This is a genomic window from Oerskovia rustica (assembly GCF_014836555.1).
Taxonomy (GTDB): Bacteria; Actinomycetota; Actinomycetes; order Actinomycetales; family Cellulomonadaceae; genus Oerskovia; species Oerskovia rustica.
In genome coordinates, this window is the sequence record NZ_JACSQQ010000040.1 from 1 (window position 1) to 21326 (window position 21326).

Annotated in this window: 20 protein-coding genes and 1 pseudogene; 15 read left to right on the top strand and 6 right to left on the bottom strand. The window is 72.8% G+C overall.

Features of this window, described 5'->3' with window-relative positions; all coding sequences use genetic code 11:
• Positions 1-194 precede the first annotated feature (194 nt).
• The 5 genes and pseudogenes from H9652_RS17005 to H9652_RS17025 form a co-directional block, all read right to left on the bottom strand.
• Positions 195-1133: pseudogene (locus H9652_RS17005) on the bottom strand (SPFH domain-containing protein); the annotation flags it as partial.
• Between the two features lie 153 nt (positions 1134-1286).
• The gene (locus tag H9652_RS17010; protein WP_191797601.1) at positions 1287-2087 is read right to left on the bottom strand and encodes an ABC transporter permease; all 801 of its coding nucleotides are present in this window, start codon (positions 2085-2087) and stop codon (positions 1287-1289) included.
• Positions 2084-3085: an ABC transporter ATP-binding protein gene (locus H9652_RS17015; protein ID WP_318244236.1), complete on the bottom strand. Its 1002-nt coding sequence runs from the start codon at positions 3083-3085 to the stop codon at positions 2084-2086. Before H9652_RS17015 ends, H9652_RS17010 begins: the two co-directional genes overlap by 4 nt.
• A 62-nt stretch (positions 3086-3147) precedes the next feature.
• Positions 3148-3453: a transcriptional regulator gene (locus tag H9652_RS17020; RefSeq protein ID WP_191797603.1), complete on the bottom strand. Its 306-nt coding sequence runs from the start codon at positions 3451-3453 to the stop codon at positions 3148-3150.
• Entirely contained in the window at positions 3446-4156 is a 711-nt protein-coding gene (locus H9652_RS17025; protein ID WP_191797605.1) for a hypothetical protein, read from the bottom strand. Before H9652_RS17025 ends, H9652_RS17020 begins: the two co-directional genes overlap by 8 nt.
• Before the next feature lie 167 nt (positions 4157-4323).
• Between H9652_RS17025 and H9652_RS17030 the strand changes: the two genes are divergently transcribed.
• From H9652_RS17030 to H9652_RS17095, 14 genes are all read left to right on the top strand, one after another.
• Positions 4324-6123 carry a fatty acyl-AMP ligase gene (locus tag H9652_RS17030; protein ID WP_191797607.1) on the top strand — a complete coding sequence of 600 codons (1800 nt, stop codon included), beginning with the start codon at positions 4324-4326 and terminating at the stop codon, positions 6121-6123.
• Complete coding sequence (locus H9652_RS17035) at positions 6120-6398, top strand: acyl carrier protein (protein ID WP_191797609.1); 279 nt, start codon at positions 6120-6122, stop codon at positions 6396-6398. The genes H9652_RS17030 and H9652_RS17035 overlap by 4 nt, the downstream gene beginning before the upstream one ends.
• Positions 6395-7339, top strand: a complete 945-nt coding sequence (locus H9652_RS17040; protein WP_191797611.1) for a 3-oxoacyl-[acyl-carrier-protein] synthase III C-terminal domain-containing protein — start codon at positions 6395-6397, stop codon at positions 7337-7339. Before H9652_RS17035 ends, H9652_RS17040 begins: the two co-directional genes overlap by 4 nt.
• On the top strand, positions 7336-8733 hold the full coding sequence (locus tag H9652_RS17045) for a preATP grasp domain-containing protein (RefSeq protein WP_191797613.1): 1398 nt from the start codon (positions 7336-7338) through the stop codon (positions 8731-8733). The genes H9652_RS17040 and H9652_RS17045 overlap by 4 nt, the downstream gene beginning before the upstream one ends.
• The gene (locus tag H9652_RS17050) at positions 8726-10072 is read left to right on the top strand and encodes a type III PLP-dependent enzyme (RefSeq protein ID WP_318244237.1); all 1347 of its coding nucleotides are present in this window, start codon (positions 8726-8728) and stop codon (positions 10070-10072) included. Before H9652_RS17045 ends, H9652_RS17050 begins: the two co-directional genes overlap by 8 nt.
• A 114-nt stretch (positions 10073-10186) precedes the next feature.
• The gene (locus H9652_RS17055; protein WP_191797615.1) at positions 10187-10459 is read left to right on the top strand and encodes an acyl carrier protein; all 273 of its coding nucleotides are present in this window, start codon (positions 10187-10189) and stop codon (positions 10457-10459) included.
• A 2-nt stretch (positions 10460-10461) separates the two neighbouring features.
• Positions 10462-11289 carry a hypothetical protein gene (locus H9652_RS17060; RefSeq protein ID WP_191797617.1) on the top strand — a complete coding sequence of 276 codons (828 nt, stop codon included), beginning with the start codon at positions 10462-10464 and terminating at the stop codon, positions 11287-11289.
• On the top strand, positions 11289-11954 hold the full coding sequence (locus H9652_RS17065; protein ID WP_191797619.1) for an acyl-CoA dehydrogenase family protein: 666 nt from the start codon (positions 11289-11291) through the stop codon (positions 11952-11954). Before H9652_RS17060 ends, H9652_RS17065 begins: the two co-directional genes overlap by 1 nt.
• Positions 11951-13102: an acyl-CoA dehydrogenase family protein gene (locus tag H9652_RS17070; RefSeq protein ID WP_191797621.1), complete on the top strand. Its 1152-nt coding sequence runs from the start codon at positions 11951-11953 to the stop codon at positions 13100-13102. The genes H9652_RS17065 and H9652_RS17070 overlap by 4 nt, the downstream gene beginning before the upstream one ends.
• Entirely contained in the window at positions 13086-14537 is a 1452-nt protein-coding gene (locus H9652_RS17075; RefSeq protein WP_191797623.1) for an MATE family efflux transporter, read from the top strand. The genes H9652_RS17070 and H9652_RS17075 overlap by 17 nt, the downstream gene beginning before the upstream one ends.
• A complete protein-coding gene (locus H9652_RS17080; protein ID WP_191797625.1) occupies positions 14534-16414 on the top strand; it encodes a hypothetical protein in 1881 nt (626 codons plus the stop codon). The genes H9652_RS17075 and H9652_RS17080 overlap by 4 nt, the downstream gene beginning before the upstream one ends.
• On the top strand, positions 16411-17136 hold the full coding sequence (locus H9652_RS17085) for an HAD-IA family hydrolase (protein WP_318244238.1): 726 nt from the start codon (positions 16411-16413) through the stop codon (positions 17134-17136). The genes H9652_RS17080 and H9652_RS17085 overlap by 4 nt, the downstream gene beginning before the upstream one ends.
• A complete protein-coding gene (locus tag H9652_RS17090; protein ID WP_191797627.1) occupies positions 17133-17849 on the top strand; it encodes a 4'-phosphopantetheinyl transferase family protein in 717 nt (238 codons plus the stop codon). The genes H9652_RS17085 and H9652_RS17090 overlap by 4 nt, the downstream gene beginning before the upstream one ends.
• Positions 17846-19210 carry a condensation domain-containing protein gene (locus H9652_RS17095; RefSeq protein WP_191797629.1) on the top strand — a complete coding sequence of 455 codons (1365 nt, stop codon included), beginning with the start codon at positions 17846-17848 and terminating at the stop codon, positions 19208-19210. Before H9652_RS17090 ends, H9652_RS17095 begins: the two co-directional genes overlap by 4 nt.
• Positions 19211-19222: 12 nt before the next feature.
• Here the strand turns inward: H9652_RS17095 and H9652_RS17100 are convergent, their stop codons facing one another.
• Positions 19223-20302: a hypothetical protein gene (locus H9652_RS17100; RefSeq protein ID WP_191797631.1), complete on the bottom strand. Its 1080-nt coding sequence runs from the start codon at positions 20300-20302 to the stop codon at positions 19223-19225.
• 116 nt (positions 20303-20418) lie between these two features.
• On the opposite strand from H9652_RS17100, the gene H9652_RS17105 reads away from it, so the two are divergent.
• Positions 20419-21258: a CPBP family intramembrane glutamic endopeptidase gene (locus tag H9652_RS17105; protein ID WP_404822057.1), complete on the top strand. Its 840-nt coding sequence runs from the start codon at positions 20419-20421 to the stop codon at positions 21256-21258.
• The last annotated feature ends 68 nt before the right edge of the window (positions 21259-21326 follow it).

Genomic DNA, 21326 nt, shown 5'->3' on the forward strand with positions numbered 1-21326 from the left:
CCCGCCCCCCCCGCGGGCCCGGCGCCCGCCCCCGGCGGGGCGCCGGGTGAGGGTGCTCCGGGGCCCGACGGCGGAGCGGACGTCGGGCGCGAGGGTGCGCCCGTCGTAGGTGGGCCCGACGGCGGAGCGGACGTCGGGCGCGAGGGTGCGCCTCGACGGCCCCGGACCGAACGGAAGCAGGTCCTGCTGCGTCTCGACCCGGCGTTGACGACGGGGGTCGCGCGGCTGTCGCTGCACAGCACGACGAGGAGGTTCGACACCATGGCGGCGCGGCGCTCGTCGTCGAGCGTGACGATCGACTCGGCCTCGAGGCGCTGGAGGGCGTCCTCGACCATGGACACGGCGCCCTCGACGATCCTCGAGCGGGCCGCGATGATCGCCCCGGCCTGCTGGCGCTGCAGCATGGCCTGCGCGATCTCGGGGGCGTACGCGAGGTTGGAGATGCGGGCCTCGACGACCTCGACGCCCGCCACCACGACGCGCGCGGCGACCTCCGCGGCGATCTCCGCCGACACGACCTCCGTCGCGCCGCGCAGCGACTGCTCGCCGGCCTCGGCGTCGTCGTACGGGTGGGACATGGCCACGTGGCGCAGCGCCGACTCGGCCTGGACGCGGACGAAGTCGGTGTAGTCCTCGACGGCGAAGCTCGCCTTCGCGGTGTCGGCCACCTGCCACACGATGATCGCCGCGATGTTGATCGGGTTGCCGTCGGCGTCGTTGACCTTGAGCTCGCTCGTCTCGAAGTTGCGGACGCGGACGGACACGCGCTTGCGCGTCGAGAGCGGCACGGTGGCGACGAGCCCGGTGCGGCGGATCGTCCCGAGGTACCGGCCGAAGAACTGGACGACGAGCGTCTGGCCCGGGTTGATGACCTTGACGGCGGTGAGCGCGAGGAGGCCGAGCACGATCGCGACCACGCCGAGCAGGGTGCCGACCGGGGTGCTGGTCATGAACAGGGGGACCGACCCGCCGAGAAGGACGAGGACGAGGAGGATCGCGAGGCCACCTCCGCCGGCGCCGAGCGACCACGCGGGCTGCTCGGTGACGTCCACGCGGGTGCCGTCGTGGCCCACGGGGCGTCCGCTCGGCTCGCCGCCCACGGACTCCTGCGGGGGGGCGGTGGTGTCGCTCATGGCTGTTCCTCTCGTCGTTCACGGGTGCCGGGCGCCCCGCATCTATCAAAGTGATATCACATTACGTTCCGCGCCGTCGAGAACGAGGTTGTGGTCGCCATCCACAGGGATAGCGACCACAACCTCGTTCTCGGCACCTGGAGGGGGCAGGGGCTATCTGAAGCGGCGGCCCTCGTCGCGGCGGTACGCCCACACCGCGAGGACCGCGAACACCACGGTCCACCCCAGCAGCACGACCCACGCGAGCGCGTACGCCGGCTCGCCCGTGAGCGCCTGGACCAGCAGGTCGCGACCGGCGCGCGTCGGGGTGGTCATCGAGATCGCGTCGAGCCACGGCGGGAACAGGAACGGCGGCAGGAACAGCCCGCCCGCGAACGCGAGGGGGAACAGGATGACCTGCACCACGGGCAGCGCCGCCTTGGCGGACAACGAGTACCCGATCGCGATGCCCAGCAGCACGAACGGCACCGACACGAGCAGCACGGTCCCCACCCCCGCGAGGAGCTGCGGCCACGTCACGGAGGCCGCCGTCAGGAGCCACCCGATGAGGATGAGCGGCACGAGCCCGAACAGCGAGAAGATCCCGCCGTTGAGGATGCGCGCGATCATGCGGGGCGCGGGCCCCGCGGGCAGCGAGCGCAGGAACGGGTCGAACGGCAGCGCCCGGTCCTCCGCGACACCGAGCCCGTAGGTGAACAGGCTCGCGGAGCAGATCGCGAACAGCCCGAGCGACGCGACGGCCGTGGTCGCCGCGACGGGGTCGCCCGCGACCTCCTTCTGCGGCACGACGAAGAAGAACATCGCGAGCGCGGGGAACAACAGGTTCCCGAGGACCGCGATGGGCACGCGCACGGTCTCCAGGAACTGGTACTTGAGGTGGATCCAGGTGAGGGTCGCGGCGCTGGGCGGGCGCCCGCTCACGCCGGAGGTCGTGGTGGCTGCGTGGGTGCTCATCGCGCGCTCTCCTCCTCGGAGGTCTGGCGGTCCGGGGCGCCCGACGGCGTCGCGCCCGTCGGGCTCCCGGCCTCGTCGTGGTCGGTGGTCGCGGCGTGCGAGACCATCTGCTCGAACGCCTCCTCGAGGCTCGCGCCCCGGATCTCGAGCCCGTGGAACGGCAGGCCCGACGTCACGAGCGTGCGGACCAGCTCGTCGGCGTCGGCCGTGAACAGCTCGTACCGCCAGGCGCCGGACTCCCCCGCGTCCTTGTCGGCCGCGCGCTCGGACCGCACCACGCCCGGCAGGTCGGCCCCCAGGTCGGCGGTGCTGCGCACGACCACGCGGCGCAGCCCGACGCGGCGCAGGATCGCGTCGAGCGTGTCGTCGGCCTTGACCACGCCCTGGTCGATCACGACGACGCGCTGCGCGAGCGCCTGCACCTCCTCGAGGTAGTGGCTCGTGAGGAGCACGGTCCCGCCGGCCGCGTGGTACTCGCGGATCGCGGTCCACAGCGCCTGGCGCGCGCTCACGTCGAGGCCCGTGGTGGGCTCGTCGAGCAGCACGACCCGTGGGCGCCCGACGAGCGAGAGCGCGACCGCGAGGCGTCGCTTCTGCCCGCCGGACATGGCCCCGGTCTGGCGCCCGGCGAGGTCGGACAGCCCGAACTGCTCGAGCAGCTCGCCCGTGGGCACGGGGTTCGCGTAGTGCTTGCCGACGAAGTCGACGACCTCGCGCACCTTGAGGGTCGCGGGCAGGCCCGTCTCCTGAGGCGTGAGGCCCAGACCCAGTCGGGATGAGGCGTCGCGCGGGTCGCCGCCGAAGAGGCGCACGACGCCCGAGTCGGGCTTGCGCTGCCCGCTCACGAGCGAGAGCAGCGTCGACTTCCCGGCGCCGTTGGGGCCCAGGAGCCCGACGAGCTCGCCGGCCCCGACCTCGAGGGTCACGTCGTCGAGCGCGACGACCTCGCCGAAGCGGCGGGTCACGTGCTGCGCCGACACGAGGGACCCGTGCGGCACGGCCGGGCCTCCTCGTGTCGCGGCGGCAGCCCGCCCCGGACTGACGGTTGAGTGCTGGCTGGTCACGATCCGGCTCCTCTCAGGAGCATGCTCAGGGACTCGGTGTAGACCTCGAAGGCGCGGCGCCCGCGAGGGGTGAGGCTGATGTAGGTGGCCGGGGTGCGGCCCTCGTGGGTCTTGGTGACGGTCACGTACTCGGCGTCCTCGAGCTTGCGCAGGTGCGTCGAGAGGTTGCCCGCGGTCATCTCGAGGAGCTTCTGGAGCCTGGGGAACGCGATCTGGTCGCCCGCGCCCAGCGCCGAGAGCGTCGCCACGACGCGCAGCCGCGCCTGAGCGTGGATGACCGGGTCGAGCTCGACGTCAGGCACGGGCACCTCCCGCGAGCCGGCGACGGGTCCGCACGCGCAGGACCTGCTCGACGAACGCCATGAGCAGGAACCCGCCCCCGCCCGCGACGGCCATGACGAGGTAGAGGTCGGGCAGGCCCACGATCGTCGCGGCCCCGGCGACGAGCAGGATCCACACGCCCAGGACGTACAGGCGGGTCTCCTGCCACATGGCGCCGCCCGCGAGGTACATGATCCCGACGACCAGGCACGACAGGGAGTTGCTCGCGAGGGACATGACCTCGGGGTTCGCCCCGGCACGGGCGAGCCCGCCCAGGACCATGCTCATGGCTGCGAACGAGATGAACCAGGCCCAGCCGTAGAGCGCGCCCGAGCGGGCGCTCGCGCCGCGCACCCCGCTCACGCGCGTCATGATGTGCACGATCGTGATGGCCACGGCGCCCACGACGAGGAAGGTGAAGGCGAGGAAGGCCCAGGGCTCGGGCTGCCCGACGACGTCGCTCGCCCCGATCTCCAGGGTCGCCGTGGCGGGAGGGGCGCCCGAGCGCAGCGAGCTGACGTAGAGCGTCGTGTAGCCCAGGAGCCAGGCCAGCCCCCAGACGCCGTAGAGGACCCGGCCGTCGGGTTCGACGTCCTTGACCTTCTCCTGCTGGGCCGCGATGAGGCGCAGGCTCTCGGCGGGGTCGAGCGGCCGATCACCATTGCTGCCAGAGAGACTCGTCAAGGCTCCTCGATTCCACAGGGAAGATGACTTTGTACTTCAAAGTACTTTGTCACAAGCCGGAAGGCTTGGCAAGACGTTGGTGACAAGGAGTCCGGAAATTGTAGACGGTCCGTTCTAATTGCCCCTACACTCCTCGCGACAGGGTTGTCTTGGCCAAGGGGGCAGTAGTGCACGGTGTCCGCACGCTCATGCAGGATCTTTCCCAGCACGCGACGAACCACCCTTCCAAGGCCGCCGTGGTCTTCGCGCCGGAGTCCGGAACCGATCGCTCGATCACCTACGGCGAGCTCGATCGATCGGCCCGCGCCGCAGCCCGCGGTCTCTCCCGGCAGTGCTCGCCGGGTGCCCGCGTGCTCCTGCTGCACCCCACGGGCCTCGAGTTCGTCCAGAGCCTCCTGGCGTGCATGTACGCGGGCGTCGTCCCTGTCCCCGTCCCGCTGCCCGGCGGCTACCCCCATCAGCGCGAACGCCTCGCCGGCATCGTCGCCGACGCGGGAGCGACCCTCGCCCTCACCGACGCCGCGCACGAGGAAGAGATCCGCGACTGGGTCACCGGTTCGGAGAGCGCACCGGTGCGGGCCCTTCGAGTCGCCCTGATCGAACCCCTCACGGCGGGGGGCGGAACCGACGCCCCCGCCCCCGCCCGGACCACCCTGGACGACCTGGCATTCCTCCAGTACACCTCGGGCTCGACGGGCGACCCGAAGGGGGTCATGGTGACCCACGCGAATGTCTCGCACCACACGCAGAGCTTCGCGCAGTCCCTCGACCTGGGTCCCGGCTCCGTGTTCTGCAGCTGGTTGCCCGCCTACCACGACTTCGGCCTGATCGGCATGCTCCTCGTCCCCCTGGGCGTGGGAGCGACGACCTACCTCATGACCTCCTCGCACTTCCTCAAGCGCCCCGCAGCCTGGCTGCACCTCGTCGACCGCAGCGGGGCCACCGTGATCGGGGCGCCCAACTTCGGGTACGACCACTGTCTCCGCCAGGCACGCGACAGGCAGCTCGAGGGCCTCGACCTGAGCCGGGTGCGAACCGCCCTCAACGGTGCCGAGCCCATCGACCCGAGCGCACTCGACGGCTTCACCGAGCGCTTCTCGGCCTACGGGTTCGGGGCCGCGTGCCACGCCCCGGCCTACGGTCTCGCCGAGGCCACCCTGACGGTCTCCTACCCGGTCGCGGACTCCGGTCACACCACCGTCGCCGTCCGGTCGTCAGCCCTTGGCGACGGACGCTTCGAGACCTCCCAGGGGCTGCCCGACGCCGACGACACCACACGGCTCGTCGGATGCGGGACCCCCCGCGAGGGCGAGGTGATCCTGGTGGACCCCACGGGCGAACGGCTGACCGAGGGACGGGTCGGAGAGATCTGGGTCCGCGGACCGGTCGTCGCAGCCGGGTACTGGGGACGCCCGGACGCGACCCAGGAGACGTTCGGCGCGATCGCGGCCGACGGCAGCGGACCCTGGCTGCGCACGGGAGACCTGGGGGCACTGCACGAGGGCTCGCTCGTCGTCACGGGACGCCTCAAAGAGCTCCTCATCATCCACGGGCGCAACGTCTTCCCGTACGACCTCGAACGCCTGATGCAGACCGTGCACCCCGGCGCGGAAGGCCGACCGGGCGCGGTCTTCACCCCGTCCGAACGGCCCGGCACCGTCGTCGCCGTCCAGGAGTTCCGCGCCACGCTGCGGCCGACGGACCCCGTCACGCAGGCCGAGGCGCTCACCGAGCTGGACTCCGTCGTGCACGAGATGGCCGCCCTGCTCGCCGACGTCTCCGGCGCCCAGGTCACCGACGTCGTCCTCGTCCGCCCGGGACGCGTCCAGCGGACCACGAGCGGCAAGATCCAGCGGGGCCGCACGCGCGAGGCGCTCGAGAGCGGCGCGCTCGAACCGCTCCACTCCTTGCGGGTCGCACGGCGCAGCCCCGACCCCCGCCACGACCACGCAGGAGCCACCGCATGACCCCCGGACCAGCACGGATGCGCGAGGAAGAGCTGCGCAGCCTCGTCGTCGCCCGCGTCGCCGACCTTCTCGGCTGCCCGCCGGAAGACGTCGCGCCCTCCGCCACTCTGAGCGGGCTGGGGCTCGGATCGGTACAGGTCCTCGCTCTGTGCGGCGACCTCGAGGACGAGCTCGACCTCACCATCGACCCCGCGGTCATCGGTGACTACCCCACCCTCGAGTCCCTCGGCTCCTTCCTCATCGAGCTGCGGTCCGCCGACCAGGGCGCCGCATGACCACGCTCGTCGACGTCGCCGCGCACATCCCCTCGCACCGGGTCGACATCGCCGACATCGCCGACGAGCTCGGGATCACGCCCCTCGACCTGGGTGTCTTCCGACGGTTCTTCGGCCTGAGGGAGATCCGTACGGCCCGCGACGACGACCTCACGACCATCCTCCTCGCCGCCGCGAGGGCACTGCCCGGGCTGCGCGGCAACGAGCACCGCGTGAGGTACGTGCTGGGCGCGCGGACCGTGGCCACCGTCGCCCCCCTCGGGCGCAACCCGATCCACGACGTGGCGGACGCCCTAGGCCTGGGACATGCCGTCGTCCTCACGCTCACCCAGCACGCGTGCGCCTCTGGCCTCCTGGCGATCGACCTCGCCGGTCGCTTGCTCGCCTCCGACGGCGAGCCCGACGGGTTGGCGCTGATCATCACGGGCGAGAAGGCCTCGAGCCCGGGGACCCGCATGATCGAGGGCACCACGGTCATGGGCGAGGGCACCGCCGCGTGCCTCGTCTCCGCCGCGGCGCCGGGCGACCGGCTGCTCGCCTACGCGACCCGGACGTGGGGCGAGTACCACCAGGTACCGCTTCCGCCCGAGCTCGCAGCGCCGTTCGGCCAGGCCTACACGACCGAGCTGGCCGGGGTCGTGGCCGAGGCGGTCGCCCAGGCAGGGCTCGAGCTCGACGACCTGCGCCTGATCCTGCCGCACAACGTCAACCGGGTGTCGTGGAAGCGGGTGTGCCGGCACCTCGGCTACCCCATGGACCGGGTCCACCTGGATCTCGTCCCCGTGACCGGTCACTGCTTCGGCGCAGACGCCTTCATCAACTACTCCCACGCCGACGCCGCCGGCCTCCTGTCCGACGGCGACCACTACCTGATGGCAGCGGTCGGCCTCGGTGCCACGTTCTCCGCCATGGTCTTCCAGTACCGAGAGGCACGCGCATGACAGCAGGCACGACCACCGCACGCACCCCCTTCGTGCACCGCGTCAAGGACGCCCTCACGGGCGACGTGACGACGCCCTTCGTGTTCCTCGGCAACTTCGAGGTCGAGGACGAGTGGGCGCACGGTGAGATCGGGCTGCCGAGCGTCCGCGGGGCGGGCGCGTCCAGCGCGGTCGTCAACAGGATGGACGAGTTCGCGCTGCTCCTCGCGGGCAAGGACGACCACGTCGTCCTCAAGTCCGCGCCGGACCCGGGATACCTCGCCTACCTCGACTCGCTCGGGCTCGACCTGCCGCAGGTCCTCGTGACCGACGTCGACGACCCGCTGCGGACCGTCACCCGCGACGCGCTGGACTCGCCTCACCTGCAGTCGAGGTTGCGCGAGCTCGCCGCGGGCGGGGCACGGCTGCTCGCCCACGGCACGTCGACCGCCGAGGAGGAGCTGTGCGCCGTGACGGGACTCGCCTCGGCCCTGCCGGGCGCCGCGACGACGAAGGCGGTCAACAGCAAGATCTACAGCCGCGAGCTCTGCTCCGAGCTGGGCATCAGACAGGCGCGCGGATGGGTCTGCCGGACGGTCGACGACTTCACGCGAGCCGTCGCCGAGGCCTCGCGGGCAGTGGCCGCCGGTCGGACCGTCGGGGTCAAGGACGCGTACGGGGTGTCGGGCAAGGGGATCCTCGTGGTCGACGACGAGCGTCGGCTCGACCAGCTGCTCCGCATGGTCGTCCGCAGGGCGGAACGGTCGGGCGACGAACGCCTCTCCGTCGTCGTCGAGGAGTGGGCGGAGAAGGCCACCGACCTCAACTACCACTTCACGGTCGCGCTCGACGGGACGGTGACGTTCGACTTCGTCAAGGAGGCACTCACGAGGCGAGGCGTGCACCAGGGCCACCGGATCCCCTCACGGCTGCCCCGGGAACGGGTCGACGAGCTCGGCGAGCTCTCCGCCCGCCTGGGCGCACGGCTCCATCAGGACGGCTTCCACGGCATCGTCGGCGTCGACGCCATCGTCCTGACCGACGGAAGCCTCCTGCCCGTCCTGGAGATCAACGCACGCAACAACATGTCGACCTACCAGGTGCGCCTCCAGGAGCAGTTCCTGCCTGACGACGGCGTGGCGCTCGCGCGTCAGTACGACCTGACCCTCGATGCTCCCGTGAGCTTCGACGCGCTCGAGGAGAGGCTCGGCGACCTGCTCTACACGACGGACCGCGGTCGTGGCCTGCTCGTGGACAACACCGCGACGGTCAACGCCGCCGCCTCGACCCGTACGGCAGGGACCCCGTTCTCGGGGCGGCTGTACGGCCTGCTCGTCGCCACGTCCGACGACGAGCTCTCGCACCTCGACGACTCTGTGGCCGCGCGCCTCACGGAAGGAACAGCACGTGACTGACCTGCAACCAGAACCCCGGAAGATCGCCGTGGCAGCGAGCGGCCGGACGCCCGCGGAGGTCACCGAGCTCGCCGCACGGTTCGGCACCCCCCTCTACCTCTACGACGGCGACGTCCTGACCGCCCAGTTCCGTGGGCTGCGTGACCGCCTCGACCCCGCGATCGACATCTACTACTCGCTCAAGGCCAACCCCAACGTCAGCGTCTGCGGGCTCCTGCACACGCTGGGCGCGAAGGCCGAGGTCTCCTCCCTGACGGAGCTGCGCACCGCGCTCACGGCCCGGGTCGCGCCGCAGGACATCCTGTTCCTCGGCCCGGGCAAGAGCCGCGAGGAGATCGTCGAGTGCCTCACGCAGGGAGTACGCGCGATCATCTGCGAGTCGTTCGGCGAGCTCGAGCTCATCGACGACGTCGCGCGGGACCTCGGGACGACGGCGAAGGTCGTCCTGCGCGTCAACCCCTCCTTCACGGTGAAGGGCAGCGGGCTCACGATGGGCGGCAAACCGCGCCAGTTCGGGATCGACGAGGCGCAGCTGCTGGCGGACCCGACGCTCGCGTCGCGGTTCGGCGCCGTGGCGCTCATGGGCGTCCAGGCCTACATGGGCACGCGCATCCTCACCGAGGAGACCATCGTCGAGAACACGCGTCGGATCTTCGACCTCGCCGAACGGGTGGCAGCCTTCCTCGGCTTCGACCTCGAGCTGGTCGACGTCGGCGGAGGACTGGGTGTCGCGTACTTCGAGCGCGAGCGCGACCTGGACGTCGAGGTCCTGACCGAGACGCTGAACCCGGTCATCGCGGCGTTCGCGGCCGCGCACCCGGGCACGTCGCTCGCGATGGAGCTCGGCCGGTATCTCGTGGCCACGTGCGGCACCTACGTGACCCGGGTGCGGTTCGTGAAGGAGTCGATGGACGAGCGCTTCGCCGTCGCGGACGGCGGCACCAACCACCACATGGCCGCGGTCGGGATCGGCTCGTTCGTGAAGCGCAACTTCCCGATGCGCCTCGTCAACCGGGTGAGCCTCGCCGAGAACGTTCCCTGGAACGTCACGGGCCCGCTGTGCACCCCGAACGACACCATCGGCAAGGCCGTTGCTCTCCCGGAGGACCTGGTCCCGGGCGACCTCGTCGCGGTGGACCGGTCCGGCGCCTACGGCGTGACGGCCTCGCCCGTGCACTTCCTCAGCCACGGCTACCCGGCCGAGGTGCTCCTCCACGGTGACGAGGCGTTGCTCGTGCGACGCCGCGACCGCGTCGAAGACCTCCTCGGTCCGCAGGTCTTCCACGACCTCTCCGCCGAGGTCTCCCGACCGGAGCCGGCCTCTCCCGTGTCCCTCTGACCGGTCCCCTCAGCGCCTGCGAGCGCCGACGACCCCCAGGGACGGCAGGTCCCCACGCTTTCCCCGCCCACCCGCACCACGGCGCCGCACGGCGCACCGACCACAGGAGCAACCATGACCACGACGGCCGCCACCTCACGCGAGCCCATCGTCCTCGCCATCGTCGAGGCCCTCTCGGGCGTCCTCGGACGACCGTTGGCCGACGTCACCGAGGAGACCCGGCTGTTCGAGGACCTCAACCTCGACTCGACGAGCGTCCTGGGCCTGCTCATGGCTCTCGAGGACTCCCTCGGCATGGAGGTCGATCCCGAGGCCCTCGAGCAGCACCACCTCGAGAGCGTCGGGGCGCTCACGGACTTCGTCGTCGAGCACTCGACCCAGCGCTGACCGTGCGACCGACGACGGTTGCGGGCGCGCCGCTGAGGATTCCGCTGGTCCTCGACGTCCCGTTGGCCGACGTGCTGCCCGACAGCGGGGCGTCGATGCCCGGCGAGTCCCTTCGCTGGGTCTACGGCGACGACGCCGGGGACCGGTGGCTCGACGAGGGCACCGGCCTCGACTACCCGACCATGGTCCGGGCGGCGCACCGCGCCCTCGGGGAAGCGGGAGCGCTCGACGACGTCCGCGTCGTCGTCCTCGCGGTCGCGGTACCGGACCTCCAGCACGAACGGCTGCTGGGCGGGTTCGTGGCGCACCTCTTCGGGGACGTGCCGTTCGCGTTCGCAGTCACCGACCAGGGCTCGGCGGGCCCGTTCACCGCGCTGCGCCTTGCCCACGAACAGCTCCTGGGCACCGGGGGACGGGCCGTCGTCGTGGCGCTCGAGCAGTGCACGCTGCCGACCGACGGCTCGCGGCGTCCCGGGCGCGACCGGGTCGTCGTCGTCGTCGCCGACCACGGGCCCCTGGGGCGGACGGTCGGCGACCTGGTCGTGCGTCGGGTCCCCGCCACGCACCCTGGCGCGGGCTCGCTCGTGGTGCTGCTCGACGCCGACGGCCGACCGCACCCCGACGGCTCCCACCTCGCGGACCCCGAGGCGTACTCGACGGGCGTGTGGGAGGTCCTCGCTCGCCTGACGGGTGACGCGGCGGTCGACCAGCGGGCCCTGCTCGTCGCCGACGAGGACCTGGACCTGCGCTACCGCTCCGAGCTCCGGCTCGGCCCGGTCACCGACGCCCCGACGGGCACCCCCACCCTCGAGACCGTCGGAGCGGCCTGATGACCACCACCACCCCCTCCCTCGTCGGTGCGCTCGAGGACGTCCGCGCGGTCGCCCGCACGCGAGGTGCGGCCGCCGCGCTGACGGCCCTCGCGAGCGTCGTGCCCCTCGCCTGCGTGCCCGGCGGCTACGTCCTGCTTCCTGCGGGCCTCACCCCGCCCGACGGCGCGCTCCGCACCGCGGACGTCCCCACACCCGAGGTCCCGCTCACCGTGTGGCACGTCCCACCCGACGGCACGGCGGTCGATCCTCGGTCCGCCGCCGCCGACCTCGCATGGCGGACCGGCGTCGCGGCGGTCCGCCTCGGGCTGGCCGAACGGCTTCTCGAGACGGCGTGCGACCGGCTGCGAGGCCGGACGGTCGCCGGGTCCCCCACGATCGACCTGCCGCCCGTCCGCCTGGCGATCGCCGACGCGGTCCTGGCTCACCTCACGTCGAGGGCGCTGCTCTCGACGGCCGAGGACGGGCTGCCCGCGACAACCCTCGGCACCGTGACGGCCGCGCTCGACGACTCGGGCCGCACCGTGCTCAACCTGTTCGGCGCCTCGGGCTACCTCGACGACACGCCGGGTCGTCTCGCGCGCGTGGCCGAGCTGCTCGGGCACGCGAGCGGGACCTTGCCCCACGCTCCGGAACCGACCGCGCACGACGGAAAGGCCTCATGAACACCGACGCGCTCCAGGCGGCGCTCCGCCCCCATGCCGAGGTGCTGCGTCGCCACGCCCTTGCCATCGATGCCGACCCTACGTCCCTGCACTCTCTGCTCGGTTCCGGCGAGGTTCCGTTCCGGCAGCTCTCGGGTCTGCCGCCCGAGTACGTCGACGACCCGCTGCGCGTCGACGGAGAGCCGCTGCACATCCGGACCTGCCTGGCCCGCGCGGTCGCGTCCGAGACGCTGGCCTGGGGCGACGCTTCCGTCGTCGTGGGCGCGCACGGGCCGTCGATGTCCGGCGTCCTCGTCGACGACCTCGGAGACGACGAGCAGCGCGACCGCTTCTATTCTGTCGTCGCCGGCACCCCGACCTGGACGTTCTTCGCGCTCACCGAGCCGGACCGCGGCTCGGACGCCGGCGCCATGACTGCGAGCCTCAGCGGCGACGGTGTGGGTGGTGGCCTCCTGCAGGGCACCAAGAAGTACGTCGGCAACGCCGCCCGGGCGTCGACGGGGGTCCTCTTCGCCCGCCACCGGCCGGGTCCGCTGGGCGTCGGCGTCTACCTGGTCGACGCGACCCGGCCCGGTCTCGACGCGACGCCGTTGACGACGCTCGGACTCCGCGGAGTCGAGCTCAGCGAGATCCGCTTGCGCGACGTCGTCGTCGAGCCCGCGGACGTCCTGGGCCGACACCTGTCACCGACACGTCGCGGCCTGCTCGGGGCCGTGCGGACCTTCACCCGCCTGCGTCCTGTCGTCGGGGCTCTCGGTCTGGGCGTGGCCCAGGCTGCCCACGACTACGTCGTCGACAACCGGCGCACGCTGCGCGTCCACGAGCGGGCGAGCCTCGACCGGTTCGCCGACCGGCTGCACGCCACACGCACGATGGTCCGGTCGGCTGCGGCCGCGGCAGACCAGGACCCGACGGACGGCACCCTGTCGGCCCTCGCCAAGGCGGCGGCCATCACCCTGGCAGACGACCTCACCGCTGCGGCACCAGCCTTCTTCGGGGCGGGAAGCCGCTGGGAGCACCCCCTCCTCGACAAGCTGATCCGGGACGTCCGGGGGCTCGAGCTCATGGAGGGCACGACGACCATCCAGCGCCTCACGGTCGCACGGGGCTACCTCCAGGGCAGGACGCTCGATGTCGCGATCTCCTGAAGCACCGGCCCGGGCCGTGCTGCGCCGCCGGATCCTCGGGCTCGCGCTGCCGATCTGCGCGGCCCTCGTCGTCGGGGCGGCTGCACAGTCCGTCATCGCGGCGCTCCTGGGGCACATGGGCGACGACGCCCTCTACGTCCGCAGCGTGTTCATCCCCGTCGCGTTCCTGGTGCTCGCCCTGCAGGAAGGTCTCGACATCTCGACCCAGGTCGGGTTCGCCCGCCTTCGCGGGGCGCAGGACGTGGCACGGACGCGGCGCACCCTCGGGGCGTTCGTCCGGACCGGGGCGCTGGTCTTCGCCGTGACCGCCCTCGTCATCGCCGTCACCGCTCCCTGGCTGGCGTCGCTGCTCGACGTCCCCGCAGAACAGAGGGCGCAGTTCGTCGAGTTCGCCCGCTGGATGGCGGTCGCGAGCGCCCTGACCGTGCCGACGACGATCGCCGCCGCCGCCCTGCGCGGCTGGGGTCGACCCGGGCTGTCCGCCATCCTGTCGGTGCTCGCGGCCGTGATCCAGGTGGGTGGGGTCTGGCTCGTGGGCGAGGTCGGCGGCCTCGGGGTGATGTCCGTCCCCCTCGCCACGGCGGCTTCCGCGGTGATCGGCACGGCGGCCGCGTCGATCCTCCTGCTGCGCGAAGGACTGGCCCGCGGACCTCGCCCTGCCTCGCCGACGGGCGTGACCGCCGGCGAGACGGGAGAGCCCGGTCCTACGAGCTCCGGCGTGGACGTGCGTGGTCTCCTCCTGGGGATCGGCGTGCCGGTGGGTCTGTCGTACCTCCTGCTGACCGTGACGAACTTCGTCACCGTCTGGATCCTGTCGTCCTCCGGGTCGTCGGTCGTCGCCGGCTACGGCGCGGCGGCGACCGTCCAGACCGTGCTCATCGTCCCGGCCATCGGGCTCGCGGCCGCCGTGGGGGTCGTGATGAACCAGCAGTGGGGCATGGGCGACCTCGGGCTCCTGCCGCGCACGCTGCGCGTCGGGACGACGATCGTCGTCGGCGTCTACGTGACGACGGGGCTCCTCGCGTTCCTCACGGCCCCGCTCGTGGCTCGCCTCATGGCGGCGGACCCGAGGGTCGTCGAGGAGACCGAGCTGTACCTGCGCGTCGTCGGCCCCTCGCTCGCGGGCCTCGGCATCGTGCTCTTCCTTCTCACCCTCCTGGAACAGCTCGGGCACGGACCGGTCGCGGTCGCGCTCAACGTCGCCTACGCCGCCGTGTCGCTCGGCATCGGGGGGATCCTCGCCCGGCAGGGCGGCGGGCCCGAGGCCCTGTACCTGGTGATCGCGTGCTCGAACGCGGTCGGTGTCCTCGTCGTCCTGCCGCTCACGTCCCACCTCGTGCGCAGGAAGGCCGCGGAGGTCCCCGCCTCCCCGGCGGGCGCCGAGGTGGAGCCCACCGACGTCGACCGCACGATCGAGTCGGGCATCGACCGATGACCGCGCGCGCCACGGGACCGGTCATCAGCGCGGTCGTCATGCACCACCCTGCCCGGGGCCCGGTGGATGCGTTGGTGGACGCCTGCCGCCCCCTGGACGTGCGTGTCGTGGAGGACCCGGACCCCTCGGGGCCGCCGAGCCCGCTGCGCACCGCCAAGGTCGCGTGGGCGGCGATCGCCCCCGGGGCGACGCACCACCTGGTGCTGCAGGACGACGTCACCCCGGTGGCCGACTTCGCCGAGCATCTGCACCACGCCGTACGGAACCGCGACCGCCACGCTCTGGCTCTGTACACGAACTGGAACAGCCCGCACAACGCGTACCTCGTCCGGTCTGCCGCGGTCTCGGGTCAGGTGTGGGCACCGCTCGGTCACCACGAGTGGGTCCCGACGCTGGGCCTCGTCCTGCCCGCCGACGCAGCCAGGCGGCTCGCCGAGCACCTCGCGACGTTCCCGGACGACTACCGGGACGACGACGAGGCCGTCGTCACGTTCTGCGCCAAGGAAGGCCATCCGGTCGTCGCCACGGTGCCGCACCTCCTCGAGCACGGCAACGGCCCGAGCCTCGCAGGCAACGCGGCGCACGGCCCGCGGCACGCGACGGTGCCGGCGGGTGCGCGCGTCCTGCCGGTGGACCGGTGGTCGACGCCCGGCGTGGACGCCTTCCCCGCGCGACGGTCCCAGGCCCGGAGCCCGGTGGCGGTCGAGCTGCGCGACTCCCGGTGCACCGTCCGGGTGCTGCGGCCGCACGTCGGCGAACCCCTGGAGCACCCCTTCGGGTGGGACTGGGCCGACTGGTCGTGGTGGCTCGGCGCGGATCCCCAGGTCGTCGCGTCGGCGGTCGCGGACCTGCCCGTGCCCTCCGGTGCTGCACACCTCCCGGGCAGGCTGCGCACCGAGGTCGGGGCGGCGGCGTTCCTGCTCGGCTTCGACGCCTCCCACACGGCGTGGCCCGGCGGCGCACCGAGTGCCGTCGGACCTGCCCCGGGTGCAGCACTCCCGGGGCACGCCGAACGGGACGCGGCGATCCGCACCTGGGTCCTGTCGGGCCTTGCCCGCCCGGACGAGCGGACGGTCGTCGGCCTCCCTGAGCGCGTCGAGGCATCGGCGAGCGACCAGGGCGGCAGCGTCCTCGAGGCGCTCGTCGGGTTCGGCCTGTCAGCGCTGGACGCCGGTGCGCTCGCTGCGGGGGGCTCGGTGCGTGCCGCACGTGCACAGGCCGACGCCTCCCCCGGTGCCGTCCCGACAGGACCTGTGACCGAGGCCGCCGCAGAGCTGGTGCTGAGGGAGGCTCGTACCTTGACCGGCGGGGCTGCCGCGCCGCCACCCACCGACGTCGAGCTGCTGACCTGCCCCTGGTGCGGGACGCGCGGCGAACAGGTCCTCGGCAGGCTCACCGCCAGGCACGGTGCGGGTGGTGCCGTCCGGTACGGCTCGGCCTCCAACGGGTCCGGCGGCGCCACCCTCGCGGGGGCATCTGCAGGTGGGCCCGGCCGCGCCCACCTGCAGATGCTGGCCTGCGAGGAACCCAGCATCCGCGGGTTCCTCGCCCTGACCCGTCACGGGGCGGCGCGCTATCGGACCCGCGCGGTCCATCTGACCGGCCTCCTGCCCTCCACCGACGGCTACCCGTCGCCCGACGAGGTACTGGCTGCCCTGCCCGAGCTGGCTCGTGCCGAACGGGCGTGGTGGGACGGTTCGGCAGCCTTCCGCGACGCGAGTCCCGGAATCCTTCCGGTGTCCTCCGGGCGACCGGGATCCGCCGGCAACGTCCTCGGGGTGCCGCACGTCGCCGCTGGTCTCGGGGCGGGTGCGCTGGACCATCTCGCGCGCACCTGTCGTGAGCTCCGCCTCACGGAGGCGGCGAGGCTCCTGTGAACCTCGTACCGAGCCCGGGCCGCCAGGCACCCAGCACCCGCGAGGCCGCCGCGTGGGTGTGGTCGGGCCGCGCCCTGCTCTTCGATCTCGACGGCACCCTGGTCGACTCGCTCCCCACGATCGAGCGACACACCGAGCTGTGGGCCGCGCGCGTCGGCCTTCCGGCCCAGCACGTCATCGCGGCCTCGCACGGTCGCCGCGACGCCGAGCTGATCCCGTTCCTCGCCCCCTGGCTCGACGCGGAACGCGAGGTCGACTGGTTGCACCGACTCTCGTGCGACGACACGGTCGGGATCCTCGCGGTCCCCGGGGCGGCCGACCTCCTCGACGGGCTGCCACCGGGCTCGTGGGCGATCGTCACCTCGGCGGCCCGCGAGGTCGCGCTCGCACGCCTCGACGCGGCCGGGCTTCCCCGGCCTCGCCACCTCGTCTGCTCGGAGGACGTGGAGCACGGCAAGCCGGATCCCGAAGGCTTCCTGCGGGGTGCGGCGCTCCTCGGCCACCCCTCGCAGACGTGCCTCGTGCTCGAGGACTCCGGTGCGGGGGCCGCCGCCGCTCACGAGGCCGGAGCCACGGTCCTCTCGGTGGGACGAGGCGCGGTCCCCGGCGTGGCGCACAGCACGCTCGACCTGAGGACCGTCCGAGCCAGCCCGGCGCCGGACGGCCTGGACGTCGTCGTCGGTGGGGCACGGGCGGCGGACGTCGCAGGCATCAGCGCGTGAGCGCCGGGATCGACGTCTGGCTGGTGGACCTGTCTCCGCAGCAGACCGGCCTCACGGCCCCCGCAGAGCCGGACGGGATGCTCGGCGGGCCGCTGGGCGCGGTCCTCGACGCCCGCGAGCGCGCCCGCGCCCACCGTCTGGCGACGCACGACGACGTGCGACGCTTCGTCCTGTCCCACGCGGCCACCCGGCAGGTCCTGGCCTCCTACCTCGGCACGGCCCCGGAGGTGCTCGCCTGGGACCTGGGCCCGCACGGGAAGCCCGGCCCGCTCGACCGCGGGCGGGTCCGCTGGAACCTCAGCCACAGCGGTGAACGCGCGGCCGTCGCGGTGAGCACGTCGGTCGACGTCGGGGTGGACGTGCAGGTGCTCGACCCCCGGGTGGACACGGGCCGGCTCGCCCGACGCTTCTTCCCCGGCACGACGCCCTCGCCCGGCGCAACGGACTCCCGCCAGGCCGTCTTCCAGGCCCTGGCCCGCAAGGAGGCGTGCGCCAAGGCCGTCGGCGGACGGCTGCTCGACCTGCTCGACCTGGACACCCGGCGCCCGGGCGTCGTGACGTGCGACACCGGTCGCTGGGCAGGTCACACCTGGTGGCTCTCCGACCTGGACGTCCCCGACGGACACGTCGGGGCACTCGCCGTCCCTGGCGAGACACCACGAACCTTCCGCACGATCGACTGGCTCTGGCCCGCAGGACGAGGAGCACGATGACGCACGAAGTGAAGACCCCGCCCGTCGCCCGCCGCCTGCGCACGGCGTCGTTCGCCGGCGCCACGTCCGGCGTCGGACCCACGACCTGGGGTCAGACGGCGATCCGCCGCGCTCTGGCCGCTCTCGCCCCGCACGACGACCAGTTCAACATCCAGTGGAGCAGCCGGCTCGACGAGCCGGTCCCCGTCGACGTCGTGCTACGCGTCGTCGGCGACCTCTTCTGGAGCCACGAGTCGCTGCGGACGCTCCTGCGGGAGCGAGACGGCGGGTACGAGCAGACGGTCCACGCCGACGGGGAGATCACGGTCGTGGAGGACGTCGTGGCGCTCCCGGGCACGGCGGACGATCCCGAGGACGCGGCCGAGGAAGCCGCCCAGCGGCTTCGCACCGAGCTCCTCGCGGACCCGTTCGACTACGGGGACGAATGGCCGGCCCGCGTCGGGCTCGTCACGTCCGGCGGGCTCGTGCGCCACCTCGTGCTCGCCATGTCGCACACCGCGGTCGACGGGTGGGGACTGCCGCAGCTCGGCACCGACCTTGCCGCGCTCGCGCAGGGAGCCTCACCGGCGGAGCTCGTCACGTCCCGGTCGGCCCTGCAACCGTTGGCAGAGGCCGCCGACCAGGCGAGCGAAGGTGGCCGCCGCCGTGACGAGGCCGCCAGGTCACGCACGATCGCGCTGATGCGCAGTGCGCCGACCGTCATGTTCCCGGCCACCGCGTCCCCCGGCTACCGGCAGGCCGTCCTCCGCGGGCGCCGTACGACGAGCTCGCTGGACCGGGCGGTCGACCGGCTGGGGGTGTCCTCCTCGACGATCCTCCTGGCGGCATCCTGCGCAGCGATCGCCGAGGCCGCCACCCGAGACGACTGCGTCGTGCAGGTCATGGTGAACAACCGGTTCGTCCCTGGTCTTGCCGGTGCCGTGTCGCCCGTCGCGATGGAAGGGCTCCTGTACGTCGACGGTCTGGACGCACCGTTCGACACCGTCGTGCGCCGCGTGTGGAAGGCGTCGATGACCGCGTACCGGTCTGCCTACTACGACAAGGACCGGCTTCTCCAGGACGTGGCGCTCGACCCGACCGCGCGGTACGACGGCACGTGCTGGTACAACGACCGGCGCGGCACCGGCCCGGACCAGGCCGTCCGTGCACGCCCCACCCGTCACCACCGCCTGGCCTGGGGAGACGTGCCCGAGAAACAGGGCGGTGCCACTCTCGTCCTGCACGTCCTCGACGCGCCGGGGGCCCTGGACCTCTCCCTGATCGTCGACCTCGCGCGGGTCGACGCCGCGGCGGCCGAGCGGATCCTGCGGGCGACCGAACGCAACGTGCTTCGTGCGGGCGGGGTCCTACGCGGTCGGTGACGGACGGGGCGCCTAAGCCGTTGGCGCGGAGCCGGAGGTACTAGGAGCGTTCTCCGCACCCGCCCCGCTACCGGTTCCCGTTCCGGGCTGCTGTTCGAGGTCGGTACCTCCCGAGCCCGAGCCGCCGGTCCCGCCCGTGTCCCCGCCGGTCCCGGGCGTCGGGTCCGGTGCCGGGGTGACCGGCGTGGTCGGCTCGGGCTCGGGGACCGTGGTCGGCGGGTCGGTCGGCGCCGGGGTCGGGACCTCGCTCGGGGCCGGGCTAGGCGTGGTGCCCGTTGCCGGGGAGTCGGTCGTCGTGTCGCCGGTCGTGCCGGTCGTGCCGCCCGGGTCCCCGGTCGACGCGGGCTCACGAGAGACGACGTGGCTGATCGACGTGCCCGAGCCTTCCTCGCCGCGCAGGATCTCGCTCAGCGGGCGACCGGCGACGACCTCGACGAGCGTCACGCCCACGATCAGCACCAGGAACACCCCGACGGCCGAGAGGATCAGCGTCTTGCGGCTCGGGCGGCGGGACGTCGTGCCGTCGCCGTCCGGGGTGTCGCCCGAGGTGCCGTCGTCCTGCGGACCGTCCGTGCCGTCGTCGGGCCCGTCCATGGCCGAGGTGCGCAGGTCGTCGAGGCGCGTGCCGCCCAGGTCGTCGGCCGAGAGGACCGCGGTGTCCGCAGCCTGCCCGTCCGCGCCGGCCGCGGGCAGCACCGCTGTGCTCGCCGTGGTGTCGCCGGAGCTCTCGCCGCTCGCCGAGTGCGACCCCGCGAGCGTCGGCAGCAGGACCTTGCGGCCGTTCTTGCCCACGGGCAGCACCACGCCGGCCTTCATCGCGGCCTTCATCTGGCGGCGCGTCTTGAGGATCGAGCGCGTGTAGAGGTTGTTGCCGACGACCGTCAGGATCGACGCCACGCCCGCACCGATGATCGTCCCGGCCACACCCAGGTACGACAGCAGGACCGTCGAGCTCACGGCAGCGAGCGCGCTCGCGACGACCTGCGTGACGGAGAGACCTGGCGGCTTCTCGTCGAGGTCGTCGTCGGCGGCGCCCGGTGCGGGGGCGTCTCGGGCGGTCGGGCTGATGGAGGGGGGTCTGTTCGAAGTCACGGTCCTTCCAGGGTAGGAAGCCCGTCTGCACGCCCCCCGGACACCTGTTGACCAACCGACGAGGATTGTGTGAAGACCGCGCAGCGCTCCCTCTCGGTGGGTGCTATAACGGCCAGGTGACCACTCCTCCCGGCACTCACTCCGAGACCGGCAAGCGCTCCCGCTGGGCGCCGACGACGGCCGACCACCCCGAGACCCGCCGCCGCATCGGGGCCGAGATCTGGATCCTGCTGGGCCTGAGCCTCGGCCGGTCGGGGGTGTACGCGATCGTCAACATCGTCGCGCGCCTGACCGAGGGCACCCCGCTCGCGGAGCAGAGCACGAGCCTCAACAACAGTCAGTCGCCCCGCCCGTACCTCGACCTGACCTATCAGATCCTCAGCATCGGGTTCGCTCTCATCCCGGTCGCGCTCGCGCTGTACCTGCTCTCGGCGCGCGGGCGGTCGGTCACGAAGGCGATCGGGCTCGACGGCAGCCGCCCGTGGCGCGACACCGGGTGGGGGTTCGCGCTCGCCGCGGTCATCGGCATCCCTGGCCTGGGACTGTACGTCGCCGGGCGCGCCCTGGGGATCACGGTCGAGGTCAACCCCGCCAACCTCGCGGACTACTGGTGGACCGTGCCGATCCTGATCCTCGCGGCCCTCCAGAACGGCCTGCTCGAAGAGGTCGTCGCGGTCTCCTACCTGTTCGAGCGCACCAAGGACCTGGGCTGGGGACGCGTGAAGTTCGTCGTGTGGAGCTCGCTGCTCCGCGGCTCGTACCACCTGTACCAGGGCATCGGCCCGTTCGTCGGGAACGTGGTCATGGGCGTCGTCTTCTCGTGGTTCTACACGAGCAGATGGGGGCGGCACCGGGTCGTGCCGCTCGTGATCGCCCACACGATCCTCGACGTGGTCGCGTTCGTGGGCTACGCGCTGCTGCCGCGCGAGTGGCTCGAGGCGCTCGGCGTCGGCTAGCCGAAACTCAGTCCCCGCCGCACGTCGCTGAGAGCGGAGCAGGTGTCGTCAGAACCGCCGTTCGGCAG

Coding starts and splice junctions, on each gene's coding strand:
- H9652_RS17055 (WP_191797615.1), top strand. CDS start 10,187: ATGACCACGACGGCCGCCACCTCACGCGAGCCCATCGTCCTCGCCATC.
- H9652_RS17040 (WP_191797611.1), top strand. CDS start 6,395: ATGACCACGCTCGTCGACGTCGCCGCGCACATCCCCTCGCACCGGGTC.
- H9652_RS17075 (WP_191797623.1), top strand. CDS start 13,086: ATGTCGCGATCTCCTGAAGCACCGGCCCGGGCCGTGCTGCGCCGCCGG.
- H9652_RS17035 (WP_191797609.1), top strand. CDS start 6,120: ATGACCCCCGGACCAGCACGGATGCGCGAGGAAGAGCTGCGCAGCCTC.
- H9652_RS17010 (WP_191797601.1), bottom strand. CDS start 2,087: ATGAGCACCCACGCAGCCACCACGACCTCCGGCGTGAGCGGGCGCCCG.
- H9652_RS17045 (WP_191797613.1), top strand. CDS start 7,336: ATGACAGCAGGCACGACCACCGCACGCACCCCCTTCGTGCACCGCGTC.
- H9652_RS17065 (WP_191797619.1), top strand. CDS start 11,289: ATGACCACCACCACCCCCTCCCTCGTCGGTGCGCTCGAGGACGTCCGC.
- H9652_RS17080 (WP_191797625.1), top strand. CDS start 14,534: ATGACCGCGCGCGCCACGGGACCGGTCATCAGCGCGGTCGTCATGCAC.
- H9652_RS17070 (WP_191797621.1), top strand. CDS start 11,951: ATGAACACCGACGCGCTCCAGGCGGCGCTCCGCCCCCATGCCGAGGTG.
- H9652_RS17095 (WP_191797629.1), top strand. CDS start 17,846: ATGACGCACGAAGTGAAGACCCCGCCCGTCGCCCGCCGCCTGCGCACG.